The sequence below is a fragment of the Bradyrhizobium sp. STM 3557 genome (assembly GCF_045571465.1).
GTDB lineage: Bacteria > Pseudomonadota > Alphaproteobacteria > Rhizobiales > Xanthobacteraceae > Bradyrhizobium.
The window spans coordinates 2944491-2958064 of sequence record NZ_CP120697.1; the positions used below are offsets into that span (position 1 = coordinate 2944491).

12 protein-coding genes are annotated in these 13574 nt (G+C 64.3%); 4 read left to right on the plus strand and 8 right to left on the minus strand.

Translation table 11 applies throughout. From position 1 onward, the window contains the following. Positions 1-27: 27 nt before the first annotated feature. The 6 genes from P6U24_RS13345 to P6U24_RS13370 form a co-directional block, all read right to left on the minus strand. Positions 28-732 carry an ABC transporter ATP-binding protein gene (locus tag P6U24_RS13345; protein ID WP_407159558.1) on the minus strand — a complete coding sequence of 235 codons (705 nt, stop codon included), beginning with the start codon at positions 730-732 and terminating at the stop codon, positions 28-30. Continuing rightward, entirely contained in the window at positions 725-1477 is a 753-nt protein-coding gene (locus P6U24_RS13350) for an ABC transporter ATP-binding protein (RefSeq protein WP_407159559.1), read from the minus strand. Before P6U24_RS13350 ends, P6U24_RS13345 begins: the two co-directional genes overlap by 8 nt. Continuing rightward, a complete protein-coding gene (locus tag P6U24_RS13355) occupies positions 1474-2466 on the minus strand; it encodes a branched-chain amino acid ABC transporter permease (protein ID WP_407159560.1) in 993 nt (330 codons plus the stop codon). The genes P6U24_RS13350 and P6U24_RS13355 overlap by 4 nt, the downstream gene beginning before the upstream one ends. After that, complete coding sequence (locus P6U24_RS13360; RefSeq protein WP_407159561.1) at positions 2463-3335, minus strand: branched-chain amino acid ABC transporter permease; 873 nt, start codon at positions 3333-3335, stop codon at positions 2463-2465. Before P6U24_RS13360 ends, P6U24_RS13355 begins: the two co-directional genes overlap by 4 nt. Before the next feature lie 16 nt (positions 3336-3351). Then, positions 3352-4608, minus strand: coding sequence for an ABC transporter substrate-binding protein (locus P6U24_RS13365; RefSeq protein WP_407159562.1), 1257 nt, complete (start codon positions 4606-4608; stop codon positions 3352-3354). Positions 4609-4801: 193 nt separating this feature from the next. Further along, on the minus strand, positions 4802-5872 hold the full coding sequence (locus P6U24_RS13370; RefSeq protein ID WP_407159563.1) for a glycosyltransferase family 4 protein: 1071 nt from the start codon (positions 5870-5872) through the stop codon (positions 4802-4804). Positions 5873-6169: 297 nt separating this feature from the next. On the opposite strand from P6U24_RS13370, the gene P6U24_RS13375 reads away from it, so the two are divergent. The 4 genes from P6U24_RS13375 (at position 6170) to P6U24_RS13390 (ending at position 12224) form a co-directional block, all read left to right on the plus strand. Next, positions 6170-7933 (plus strand): ABC transporter ATP-binding protein, encoded by a 1764-nt coding sequence (locus P6U24_RS13375; protein WP_407159564.1) that lies wholly within the window; start codon positions 6170-6172, stop codon positions 7931-7933. Between the two features lie 104 nt (positions 7934-8037). Next, positions 8038-10242: a glycogen debranching N-terminal domain-containing protein gene (locus P6U24_RS13380; RefSeq protein WP_407159565.1), complete on the plus strand. Its 2205-nt coding sequence runs from the start codon at positions 8038-8040 to the stop codon at positions 10240-10242. A gap of 38 nt (positions 10243-10280) precedes the next feature. Continuing rightward, on the plus strand, positions 10281-10799 hold the full coding sequence (locus tag P6U24_RS13385; protein WP_407159566.1) for a PRC-barrel domain-containing protein: 519 nt from the start codon (positions 10281-10283) through the stop codon (positions 10797-10799). 180 nt (positions 10800-10979) lie between these two features. Further along, a complete protein-coding gene (locus P6U24_RS13390; protein ID WP_407159567.1) occupies positions 10980-12224 on the plus strand; it encodes an MFS transporter in 1245 nt (414 codons plus the stop codon). Between the two features lie 93 nt (positions 12225-12317). Here P6U24_RS13390 and P6U24_RS13395 read toward each other — a convergent pair whose 3' ends face one another. Together P6U24_RS13395 and P6U24_RS13400 are read right to left on the minus strand one after the other, a co-directional pair. Further along, positions 12318-13010, minus strand: a complete 693-nt coding sequence (locus P6U24_RS13395; RefSeq protein WP_407159568.1) for a helix-turn-helix domain-containing protein — start codon at positions 13008-13010, stop codon at positions 12318-12320. A gap of 105 nt (positions 13011-13115) precedes the next feature. After that, positions 13116-13541: a response regulator gene (locus P6U24_RS13400; RefSeq protein ID WP_407159569.1), complete on the minus strand. Its 426-nt coding sequence runs from the start codon at positions 13539-13541 to the stop codon at positions 13116-13118. Between the last annotated feature and the right edge of the window lie 33 nt (positions 13542-13574).

Sequence of the window (13574 nt, forward strand, 5' to 3'; positions counted from 1 at the left end):
GCTTGATGGTCGCGCAAGGCGGCGCACTCAAATCCCCAGATACGCCGCTTGCACCTCCCTGTTGCCGGCAAGCTCGGCGCTGGTGCCCTGCAGCGTCACCTGGCCGCTTTCCAGCACATAGGCGCGCTGCACCAGCGCCAGCGCACGGCTGACGTTCTGCTCGACCAGCAGGATCGCAGTGCCCATCTTGTGGATCTCGCCGATCTTCTCGAAGGTGACATCGGTCATGACGGGAGCTAAGCCCAGCGACGGCTCGTCCAGCATGAGCAGCCGCGGCCTGAGCATCAGCCCGCGGCCGACCGCGAGCATCTGCTGCTCGCCGCCGCTCATGGTGCCAGCGAGCTGTTTTCTGCGGTCGGCGAGGTGCGGGAAGATGCCGTAGACCAACTCCATGGCGCGCGCGCGCTCGGCCTTGGCCTTCGGCACGTAGGCGCCGATCTCGAGGTTCTCCTGCACCGTCATTTCCGGAAACACCTGGCGGCCTTCCGGCACATGCGCGATGCCGAGCTCCGGAATCCGGTAGGGAGCGCACGCCGTTAGGTCGGCGCCGTCGAACGTGATCATGCCCGCCGTGAGCCGGATCAGGCCCGAGATCGCACGCAAGGTCGTGCTCTTGCCGGCGCCGTTGGCGCCGAGCAGGCCGACGGCCTCGCCAGCGTCGATCGTGATCGAGACATCTGATAGCGCCGGGACCGAGCCGTAGGCGGCGCTGACGCCACTCAGCTCAAGCATGTCCGCCTCCTGTCGTGGGCGGATGCGCATAGCCGGAGCCGAGATAGGCACGGATCACTTCGGGGTTTTCCACGATGTCCTTGGGCGCTCCTTCCGCAATCTTCTGCCCGTGGTCGAGCACGACGATGTGCCGTGCCACCGCCATGATTGCGCGCATGACATGCTCGACGATGACGATGGTGAGGCCGCTTGCCGAGAGCTTGCCGACCAGCGCCACCGCCTGATCGATCTCGGCCGGGTTGAGGCCGGCCATCACCTCGTCGAGCAGCAGGATCTTCGGCTGGGTCGCCAGCGCCCGCGCCATCTCCAGCCGGCGCTGGTCGATGGTGGTCAGGTCCTTCGCCTTGGTGCGGGCGCGCGCTGAGAGCCCGACGAACTCGATCACTTCGAGCGCCTTGTCGCGGGCTGCGGCGACGCGGCGGTCGCGCAGGAAGGCGCCGGTCATGACGTTGTCGAGCACCGTCATCGCGCCGAACGGTTTTCCCACCTGGAAAGTGCGCGCCAGCCCATGGGCGCAGACATCGTGCGGCCGCAGGCCGACGATCTCCCGTCCGAAGGCGCGCACCGAGCCGGAATCGGGGCGGTGGAATCCGGTGATCAGATGGAAGCTCGTGGTCTTGCCGGCGCCGTTGGGACCGATCAGCGCCAATGTCTCGTTCTCCCGCACGGTGAAGCTGACATCCTGCACGGCGCGCAGGCCGCCGAAGCGCTTGGAGAGTCCGCTGATGACGAGCGCATCGGTCATGGCGCAGCCTTGGCGGTCTTTATCGGATGGCGCTGCCGATGACGCTCAAGGATGTCGTGGAGCACGCCCATCAATCCGGTCGGCCGCCACAGGATCACTGCCATCAGGATCAGGCTGTAGACGGTGAGCTGCACGCCACCGGTCGAGGAGCCGAGCCAGCTCTGCAGCAGCGCCGATGTCGTCTCCAGGAGCACGGTGCCGATGACGGGTCCCCACAGCGTGCCGATGCCGCCGACAATCGAGACCAGCGCGGCCTCGATCGAGATGTTGAAGTTGAAGGCGGTCGCGGGATCGATAAAGTAGATGTACTGGACATAGAAGGTGCCGGCGAGCGCGGTCAGGAATGCCGATATCATATAGATGTCGCGCTTGATGCGCGGGGCATTGACGCCGATCGCCTCCGCCGCATCCTCGTCCTCGCCGATCGCGACTAGGTAATAGCCGATGAAGGAGCGCTCGATCAGGAAGGTGACGAGAAGACCAAGCGCGAGCAGGCCGAGCGCGACGTAGTAATAGGCGGCCTTGCCCTCGAACTGCAGCATCAGTGGCGCCGAGCCGAGATTCGGGATCGTGGTGCCCTCGGCGCCCCAGGCGAAGTCGCGGAATTTGAGGAAGATCAGCATCAGCGCTTGCGCGGTCGCAATGGTGGCGATCGTGAAATAGGGGCCGCGCAGGCGGAAGCAGAGCCAGCCGATCGGCAGGCTGGCAAGTGCAGCCACCACGCCGCCGGCGACCATGCCGATCCACGGCGAGATGTCGAAATCGATCTGCATCAGCGTCGAGGTGTAGGCGCCCAGCCCGAAATAGGCGGCTTGACCGAGGGAGAGTTGCTTGGCATAGCCGCCCATCAAGTTCCAGGCGACGCCGATGAAGGAGAATAAGAGGATGCGGATCAGGATGTCGAGCGCGAACGAGCTGGTCACGAGCTGCGGCAGGACCAGCATGACCACTGCGAGGCCGACGAGTAGGATTGTCTTGGTGCCGCTCATGAGCGCAGCCTCCCGCGGCCGAGGCCGTTCGGCTTGAAGGCGAGCGTCAGCAGCAGCATCGCGAACACCACGATCAGCCCGGAATCGGCGCCGACGAACTGAATGCCGAGCGATTCAGCGACTCCCATCATCAGGCTCGCCATCAGTGCGCCCGGCACGTTGCCGAGTGTGCCGAGCACGACGGCGACGAAGGCCATCAGCACGAAAGTCTGGCCGACAAAGGGATAGGCGGAATAGAACGGCATCAAGAGCGAGCCGGCGGCGCCGGCGAGCGCCAGCGCCGCACCAAAAGCCACCGCGAACACCCGGTTCGGGTTGATGCCCATCAGCGTTGCGACGTCACGGTTCTGCGAGGCGGCCCGCATCGCACGGCCGAGATCGGTGGTGTGCAGGAACAGCCAGAGCGCGCCGCTCAGGCCCATCGCCACGACAAAGGCGATCAGCTTGGCCACGGGAATGTAGAGCCCACCGAGATGGAAGGCCGCGTCGGAATAGGAGGTGTGGACGGTGCGGTAGTTCGCCGTGAACAGCATCAGCGCCAGATTGAGCAGCAGCAGAGACAGCGCGAAGGTCAAGAAGATCTGCGGCATGTCGTTCGGCCCGAGCACGCGTCGGATCAGCACATGCTGGATCGCGACACCGACGGCGAACAGCACTGGCATCGAAACCACCAGCGATAGAATGGGATCGACGCCGAATTGGCTGGCAAGATAGTACGAGATGTACATCCCGAGCATCACGAACTCGCCCTGGGCGAAATTCACGATCTTGACGACGCCGAAGATCAGCGTGACGCCGATGCTGACGAGCGCATAGATGCCGCCGATGAGCAGGCCGTTGATGACGGCCTGGACGATGGTCTCGAACATCTGGACCCGCCGGCGATCAGGTTTTCAGGAGCGGCGCGCGGGCGTCGTCCTTGGGAAAGACGCTAACGAGATCACTCTTCTGCCATTGCACGCCGACGGGACGCCCGTAGATGTTCTTGCCGTCGGGACCGAACTTCACCTTGCCGCCCGGCGCCATCGCGGCGTAGCCGGAGGAGACATCGAGGGTCGACAGGGCCTCGCGCACTTTCTGCGGATCGGCGGAGGCGGCGCGCTCGAGTGCATCCGCCAGCATGAAGGTCTGCGCCACCAGGCCGCCGGCATATTCGAAGGCGAACTCGCCGGTGCGCTTCTTGAATTCGGCGTTGACCTTCTGCGCGTCCTCGCTGACATCGTGATTCCAGTGCGCCACGCCTTGCAGGCCTTCGGCCGCTTCGCCGACATTCTTGTAGAAATCCGGCATCACGAATCCGCCGGAGCCGCCATTGATCGCGATGTTGAGGCCGACCTGCCGGACCGTGCGTACGATCAGGATGAGATCGTTCAGATAGGAGATCGAGAACAGGGTGTTGGCGCCGGAGGCCTTCACCTTGTTGATCAGTGGGCTGGCATCGGTGAAGCCGGCCGAATACGGCTCGAACATCACGATCTCGACTCCTTCGCCGGCTGCCTGCTCCTTCAGACCGTTCGACGTCGAGGTGCCGAAGGCGGTGTTCTCGAAGATCACGGCGACCTTCGGCTGTTCGCTGACCAGCCTCGCCATCTGCAACTGCGTCTTGGCGAATTGTGAAGCGCGGGCGAACGGCGTGAACGTGAAGCGGCGACCCTTGTTGAGCTGATCGGAGCTTGAGCCGGTGATGATCGGCACCTTGGCGCGCTCGCAGACCTCGCTCGCGATCAGCGTCAGCGCGCTGGCATAGCAGCCATGGATCGCCGATAGCTTGTTGCCGGTGATCAGCCGGTCGGTCTCGGTGCGAGTGACCGTGGTGTCGCTCTGCACGTCTGAAACGATCAGGTTGAGCTTGGCGCCGCCGAGCGATTTGATGCCGCCGGCTTCGTTGACCATGTCGACCGCGAGCTTGGCTGCGGCGACGCAGCCGACGCCGATCTGCGCCATGCTGCCGGTGGTCGGATAGAGCGCGCCGATGTTGATGGGATCGGCGGCCCAGCCGCGCAGCGGCACCGCACCAAAGGCGCCCGCGGCGATCGCGCCGCCGGCCTTGAGGAGGAATTCTCGGCGGCTGGCCCGCTCCGGTCCGGTTCGCCGCGTATGGCCGGCCTTGCGCGGAATGGAATCCTGACGGTCCCCGGTCATGCCGCTTCCCCCTTTAATGCATCCGGCGCCGGTGCTTTCGTCCGTGCGTCCGTTCGCTTGTTGATTGGGAGGGATGCTAGCGGCGTCGGATGACGCTTACAATATGCGGTGCAATAGAAGGTGACGGCGGACCTTGCTCATCTCGCAAGCCCCGGGGAGGGCTTGCGAGATTGCATGCGAGCGGAAGCTCCGATTACTCGGCGCTACTGACCAGCTTGATGCGCGGCTCGGCGGCCTCCATCAGGCTGCGATAGGCGGCGAGGTAGTCCAGCGCCATCCGCCGCGCGGTGAAGCGGGTCTCGAACCGTTCGCGGACGCGTGCTCGGCTCAGCTGCGACAACTGACCAACTGCGGCAACCGCGCTAAGCTCGTCCTCCACGACAAATCCAGTGATGCCGGGGTCGATCACCTCCGGCACCGAGCCGCGGTTATAAGCGATGACAGGCGTGCCGCAGGCCATCGCTTCGATCATGACGAGGCCGAACGGCTCCGGCCAGTCGATCGGCAGCAACAGGCCGATGGCGCCGGAGAGAAACTCCGACTTCTCGTGATCGCTGATCTCGCCGATATATTCGACCAGCGGATTGCCGTTGATCATTGGGTAGATGAGCTGGTCGTAGTAGTCCTGGTCGGCGCGGTCGACCTTGGCGGCGATCTTGAGCGGGATGCCGCAGCGCATTGCGATCTTGATCGCACGGTCGACGCCCTTTTCAGGCGCGATGCGGCCGAGCACGGCAAGATAGCTCGGCGTCGCTGGTTGCGGCATCAGCAGCTTCTCGGGCAGGCCGTGCAGGACAGTGCGGACCCAATTGGCGTTCGGAACCGGCCGCCGCTGGGCGTCCGAGATCGACACAACGGGCACATCCGAGAATACCGAGAACACGGGCTGATGCTCCGGTAAATCAAGCCTGCCATGCAAAGTTGTGAGGAATGGCGTGGGCTGACGGTAGAACAATGACCACGGGTAGTAGTCGAGATGGAAATGCAGGAAATCGAACTCCTCGTCGTCGCATTTCTGTCGCACGTTCTCCAACATCACCATATGCAGCGCGTTGGGATCACGCACCGAGCCGTCGAGACGCAGGGCTTTCGGCCAAGTCGCGCACAGTCTTGCCGAAGTTTGGGAATCACCGCTCGCAAAGAGCGTGACGTCGTGGCCGAGCGCCACGAGCTCTTCGGTCAACCAATGTACCACCCGCTCTGTCCCGCCATACAGCTTCGGTGGCACAGCCTCCGTCAATGGAGCAACCTGCGCGATGCGCATCTCACTGTCTCCTATCTGTGATTATTTGGATGGAAGCCCCCTGTGGCACCGACACGCCAAAGCTGGAACGTTCTCGCATTTGCGAAGTTCCTTTCAACAATTGTTGTTTCTTTGACACACGGTTTCGGACTGAGGTCTCATTGATGCCATCTGGTGCTTCCAAGCCTACGCCGCGGTCGATGTTGGATAACGGTGGCGCTTCGATGGTGATGAGGTGGGAACCGAACAAAAGAGTTCGTCGTTCAATCGAGCGAATGGGTGCCGGTAACAGCAATTCTCCCACATAACGGAAGTCACATGGATCAGCTTTCAGGCTACGCGCACCGGCCTTTTCCCTTCGTCCTGCGCTATCTGCGCCAGCGCCCGGTCTCGCATCTCATCATCTTCTTGGCCGTCGTCGGTGCAGTTGGCTGTTCAGTGGGCACGCAATATGGCGTCAAGTTTCTGGTCGATACGTTGTCAGCGGGACCTGGCGGCGGCGGGAACGTCTGGACGGCGTTTGCGGTGCTGATGGTGCTGATCGGCGCCGACAATCTGCTGTGGCGCGTGGCGAGCTGGATCGCGAGCTTCACCTTCGTCGGTGTGACCGGGGATCTGCGCCGCGACATCTTCCGGCATCTCACCGGTCATGCACCGAGCTACTTCGGCGATCGTCTGCCCGGCATGTTGTCGAGCCGCATCACGGCCACATCCAACGCCGTTTTCACGGTGGAGAACATGTTCGTCTGGAACGTGTTTCCACCATGCTTCGCCACGGTCTCGGCGATCTGCCTGATCGGGACGGTCAGCATTCCGATGACCTTCGGACTGATCGTGATCGCAGGCAGCATGGTGGTCGCGATGTTCCGTCTCGCCGCTGCGGGCAAGCCGCTGCACGATGATTTCGCCGACAAGGCGGCTATCGTGGATGGCGAGATGGTCGATGTGATCTCCAACATGCCGCTGGTACGGGCGTTCTGCGGACTCAGCCACGAACATGATCGATTTGACGCAACCGTGAATCGGGAACTGGTAGCACGCGGCCGCAGCCTTCGTTATCTGGAGAAGCTCCGAATCCTGCACGCATCCGTCACTATCGCGCTGACGATCGCGTTGATGGCATGGGCCATCTCGCTGTGGCAGAAGGGCGGTGCGACCACCGGCGACGTGGTGCTGGTATGTACGCTAGGCCTGACCATCCTCAACGCGACGCGCGACCTCGCGGTGGCCCTGGTCGATGTCACTCAGCATGTCGCGCGGCTGAGCGAAGCCATCGCGACGCTGCTGCAGCCGCACGAGCTGCGCGATCACCCCGAAGCCGAGCCGCTGGTCAAAAGCGGTGCCGCGATCGCCTTCAACAACATCAGCTTCCAGTATCCGGGCGGTCAGAAGATCTTCGATCGCTTCACGTTGCGGCTCCATCCGGGGCAGCGCGTCGGCTTGGTCGGCCAGTCCGGTGGCGGCAAGTCGAGCCTGTTTACGCTGCTGCAGCGCTTCTACGACGTGCAGTCCGGCAACATCACGATCGATGGGCAGGACATCGCCAGGGTCACGCAGCAGAGCCTGCGCGAATCCATCTCCGTGGTCCCGCAGGACATCTCGCTTTTCCACCGCTCCATTCTGGAGAACATTCGCTACGGCAGGCCGAGCGCGACCGACGACGAGGTGCTGCGGGCGGCGATCGCGGCGCGCTGCGATTTCGTCGAGAGCTTGCCGGACGGGCTCGACACCATGGTCGGCGACCGCGGCGTCAAGCTGTCGGGCGGCCAGCGCCAGCGCATCGCGATCGCGCGCGCGTTCCTGAAGGACGCGCCGATCCTGCTGCTGGACGAGGCTACTGCGGCCCTGGACAGCGAATCCGAGGAGGCGATCCGCGAAGCGCTCAGTCGGCTCATGCGCGGCCGCACCGTGATCGCGATCGCGCACCGTCTCGCCACCTTGCGCAATTTCGACCGCGTGGTGGTGCTGAAGGCCGGCAAGATCCTCGAGGACGGCCCGCCGGATCGCTTGATGCAGGGCGAGGGTCCGTATCGCGAGCTCGTCACCCAGGAAATGAGCAGGCTGGCGAAGTTCGCGGCATAAGCGGGGGCAGGGCATGCCGCGCCAGCGGCAAGGGGGCGTCTGACTGAGTATCAACGGGTTGAGTTGCGTCCCCGAAGCGCAATCAGACAACGCACGAGGTCCACATGGCGGCCGAAGTCGCAACCCAGATCGCATTAGCATCACGGCCGGACGAACCGGTCGCCGAGCAGCCGTTCTACATTCCGATGACCGGGCCCGCGGCGCGGCCGCGGCGCTCGCTCAAACATGACGATACGTTCATCGTGCTCGACGGTCATGGCGATATCGGCGCCTCGGCCGGCGGGCCGGACGGCCTGTTCAATGCCGACACACGCTATCTCGCCCGCCTGGAGCTGATGCTGGATGACGTCCAGCCGCTACTCCTGGGATCGAGCCTGCGCGACGACAATTCGGCGCTGACGATCGATCTTACCAATCCCGACATCTACCAGCATGGCCGCCTGGTGCTGCCCAAGGACATGCTGCACATCGTGCGCACGATCTTCCTGTGGCGAGGCACCGCCTATCAGCGTATCGGTCTGCAGAATCACGGCGAGCATCGCGCGAGCTTCGACCTGCGGCTGATGTTCGACAACGACTTCGCCGATCTGTTCGAGGTGCGCGGCTCGACCCGTCCGCGCCGCGGCGTCGGCGCGAGCAGGCTCGAGGGACCGTCCGACGTGATGCTCGAATATCGCGGGCTCGACGGCGTCACGCGCACCACTGCGCTCAACTTCGATCCGCGACCGACGCGTCTTGCCGTCAACGTCGCGACCTATCATTTCGACCTGGCGCCGCACGAGACTGCTTCGCTGTTCGTCGCCGCCTCCTGCAATGCGCCGGAAGGACAGAAGCCTGGCCGGTTCTTTCGCAGCCTGCTGGCGCATCGCCGCGAGATGCGCAAATCCGCCATGGGCACCGCCAGCATCGAGACCTCCAACGACATCTTCAACGAGGTGCTGTGCCAGGCGATGGCCGACCTCAACATCCTGATGACGCAGACGCCCCAGGGACGTTATCCCTATGCCGGCATTCCCTGGTACTCGACCACGTTCGGCCGCGACGGCCTGATCACCGCGATGCAGATGCTGTGGGTCGATCCGCGCATCGCGCTCGGCGTGCTGCGCCGGCTCGCCTTTCACCAGGCCAAGCAGACCGACCCGCTAGCGGACGCCGAGCCCGGCAAGATCCTGCACGAGATGCGCGGCGGGGAGATGGCCGCGCTGCGCGAGGTGCCGTTCGCGTGCTACTACGGCAGCGTCGATTCCACACCGCTGTTCGTGCTGCTCGCCGGTCTGTATTTCGAGCGCACCGGAGACATCGAGGCGCTGAAGCAGTTGTGGCCGGCGATCGAGGCGGGGCTGCGCTGGATCGACGGTCCCGGCGATCCCGATCACGACGGCTTTATCGAGTATCAACGCGCCTCCGAGCAAGGATTGGCCAACCAGGGCTGGAAGGATTCCTACGACGCCGTCTTCCATGCCGATGGCCGGCTCGCCGAAGGCTATATCGCGCTCGCCGAGGTGCAGGGCTACGTGTTCGCCGGCAAGCGGCTGGCGGCGCGCTGTGCCCGCGCGCTCGGCAAGCTGGACGTTGCCGACAGACTCGATGCCGAAGCCGAGCGGCTGGCTCAGCAATTCGAGGACGCCTTCTGGTGCGAGGATCTCGGCACCTATGCGCTGGCGCTCGACGGCAAGAAGAAGCCGTGCAAGGTGCGCAGCTCGAATGCCGGCCAGCTCCTGTTCAGCGGCATGGTGCGCGAGGACCGCGCGCGCAAGGTCGCAGCCGATCTGCTGCGCCCGCATTTCTTCTCCGGCTGGGGCATCCGCACCATCGCCTATGGCGAAGCGCGCTACAATCCGATGTCCTATCATGACGGGTCGGTCTGGCCGCACGACAATGCGCTGATCACGCTCGGGCTTGCGCGCTACGGCCTGAAGCGATCAGTCGGGCAAGTGTTCAAGGGCCTGTTCGACGCTGCGACCTATATGGATCTACGACGGCTGCCCGAGCTGTTCTGCGGATTCCGGCGCGAGAAGCATCGCGGGCCGACGCTCTATCCTGTGGCCTGCGCGCCGCAGGCCTGGGCCAGCGCGACGCCGTTCACGCTGCTGGAGGCTGCGCTCGGGCTCGAGTTCGACGCCGTCAAGGGCGAGATCCGGTTGAAAAATCCATATCTGCCCGAATTCCTCGACGAAGTGATCCTGCGCGACCTGCAACTGGGCGCGTCGACCGTCGATCTCAGGGTGCGGCGGCACGGTGACGATGTCTCGCTGGAAGTGTTGCGCCGCCGCGGACAGATCCAGGTCTCGATCGTCCTGGCACATTGATTCCGATTGTGGCGTAAATTGTTGCGTGAGGAGAGCGCATGGGTGTCGGACGCCGACTGGTCTTGCTGTTGCCGATGCTTGGGCTAATGGCGGCTTCGCAGTTGCGCGCCGACGAGCAGCAACAATCGCCGCCGCCGGCAGCGAAGGAGACTCCGGCACCGGCAGCGAAGGAAACGCCGGCACCGGCCGTCAAAGAGCCGGCGCCGCCACCGTCGGTGACCATCATCGGCGCGCAGGAAGCCCATGGCGTGCTGGGGCGACACGTGCGCAGCACGACCGATCAGGACATGGGCAATATCGTCGATGTCATCGTTGACCGCACGGGCATGGTGCGTGCGGCCGTGATCGATTTCGGCGGCTTCCTCGGCGTCGGCAGCCGCAAGATCGTCGTCGATTGGGACGCGCTGCACTTTGCCCATATCGCCAACAAGGGCGAGAGCATCACGCTCGATCTCACCAAGGAGCAGGTCATGGCGGCGCCGGAGTATCAGGAAGACAAGCCGATCGTCGTGCTCGGCGCGGCGGGAAAGCTGTCACCCTGGCAATTCGATCATTGAGAATGTGCTGACAGAGGGACCGGCTCCCGCCGATGCATGGAGTCGGAACGGGGCGTTGACGCTCCTTTGGACTGGAGATGACGGAAGACGCGGAGAGGCATCCTGATTGCGCGCCTGTCGAAGTCGGCTGACCGGTTCGATTCCGCTTCCCATCACGAAGCGGCGGAGGAATTGCGTGCCGTGCCGCTGACGGAACCGCGCCCAGATCCCGGCAAGTCGACACCGTCGCAACAAAGCCTGCGCGGCCTCGACTGGTTCATCTTCTTCCTGGCCGATGTCCAGACCGGCTTCGGTCCCTTCATCGCAGTGTATCTGACGACGCAGAAATGGACCCAGGCGCAGATTGGCCTCGTGCTGTCGATCGGCGGCGTGGTCGGCCTGATCGGGCAGATGCCGGGTGGTGCGATCATCGATGCTGCCAAATCGGAGCGGCTCGTCGCCGCATTCGCAGTCGCCACGATCGGCTGCAGCGCACTTGCCTATGCCACCTGGCCGATCTTTCCGGTGGTCGCGACGGCGGCGACCCTGCACGCTGCGGCGAGCTGTGTGCTTGGTCCGGCGATCGCGGCGATCAGCCTTGGGCTGGTCGGACCGCGTGGCATGGCCCGGCGGCTCGGGCGCAATGCTCGCTTTGCCTCGCTGGGCAACGGCGTCGCCGCGGCCGTGATGGGCACAGCCGGCTATCTGCTCTCCAGCCGCTCGGTGTTTCTGGTCACCTTCATCCTGGCATTTCCGACCCTGATCGCATTGTCGCAGATCCGCGATGAGGAGATCGACATCCCCCGATCGCATGGCATCGCGCGGCGTGACAATGTGGAGCAGTCGTCAGCCAGCGTGCTGAGCCTGATCAGTCAGCGGCCGCTGCTGATCTTCGCCTGTGGTGTGTTCCTGCTGCAGCTCGCCAACGCGGCGATGCTGCCGCTGATGGCAGGCGTGGTGACCACGCGATCCAGCGAATGGGCCACCGTGCTGATCGCGTTCTGCATCGTGGTGCCGCAGGCCATTGTGGCGCTGGCCTCGCCGTCGGTGGGCTCGGCGGCGCAATCGTTCGGCCGGCGGCCACTGCTGCTGCTCGGCTTCTCGGCCCTTGCGATCCGCGGCCTCCTGTTCGCGGTCGTGCACGATCCCTACCTGCTGGTCCTGGTGCAACTGTTCGACGGCGTAACCGCCGCCGTGTTCAGCGTGATGATCCCGCTCACGGTCGCCGATGTCGCGTTCGGCAGCGGCCATTTCAACCTCGCGCAAGGCATCGTCGGCACCGCGACAGGAATAGGCGCGTCGCTCTCGACCGTGCTCGCCGGCTATGTCAGCGACAAGTTCGGCAGTGCCACCGCCTTTCTCGGCTTGTCGGGCGTGGCGGTCGTGGGTCTTCTGTTGATCGCGCTGCTGATGCCGGAGACGCGGCAGCGCGAACAAGCCGATTGAAACAAGGATCTCCTTATTCGGGCATGATCTCCGCGCAAACGCCTTTGGCGTTTGCGCGAGGGAAATCTGGTTCCCACCTTTCCGAAACACGCTTCAGGCATCCATGTTGTGCAGCTTTTGCCGGTTGCGCAGCACGATCTGGCGCGCGCCGGAGAAGCCAAGGACGCCCTGGCTGTGCAGCTGCGAAAGCGCGCGCGAGACGGTCTCGAGCGTCAGTCCGAGATAGTCGCCGATATCGCGGCGGCACATCGGCAGCGCCATCATGCCGGCGACGGCAAGGCGGCGGTCCATTTCGAGCAGGAACGTGGCGACCCGCTCCATCGCGGTCTTGCGTCCGAGCAGCAGCATGTGATCCTCGGCGTGGCGGAGGTCGCCCGCTGTCATGGTCCAGAGCTTGCGCGCGACCGCGACGTCGGTGCTGGCGGCCTGCTCGAGATTGCGGCGCTTGACCAGGCGAACCGTGGTGTCGATGATGGCCTCAGCGGCGAGCCGGTGCGAGGCACTGGATTCCAGGCCGAATACGTCGCCCGGCAGATGGAACGCGCCGATCTGGCGGCGGCCGTCCGAGAGCAGCTTGTAGCTGCGCACGGCACCCCTGACCACCTGGTAGACATAGTCGGCCGGCTCGTCCTCTCCGTAGATCTCTTCGTCTTTCTTGTAGGTGTATTCGGTGGCGATCAGCCCGGCATGACCGGCAATCTCCGCAAACGTGTTCGGGATGGCGGGGCGGGGGACCGGGCGGCCGACCTGGCCGATAACCGAAGGGCTGAGTGAGGGGGTGAGCATGACCATCTCCTTTGCGGCGGATGGTAATGTCGTACACGCCGGGGCCCGGTTCCGATATTTCGCGCGATCGCTTAAGGGGGACCACGTAAGTAGAAATACGGAGGCCTAACGTGGGCCGTCAGTATGCTCCGCGATGGCGCTGCGGATGCGCTTCGCTACATTGTCGTCGAGCAGGGGCTTGAGCAGGAAATCGTGAACGCCGGCGGCGGCGGCCCTGGCTTCGAGCCTGCCATCATAATGGCCGCTGATCATGATGACCGGGGCCGTCACGCCGCGCTTGCGCAACTCCTCCGTCAGCTCGACACCGTTGATTCCGGGCATCCTGTAATCGATCAGGAAGCAGTCGATCGGCGTCTGATCCAGCGCATCCAACAGAGCGGCGCCGCTCTGGAAGGCGCGCACCTCGAAGCCGTCGGTCTCCAGCAGGAAGCGCAGCGAGCCGAGCACGTCGGCGTCGTCATCTGCGACGTAGATCGTGGACCTTGGCGAGGAGGGCGCAGCGCGCGATATGGATGGGGGCTGGACAGCCATCTCACGACCTTGCCCCCGAATCGGGCGGGCCGA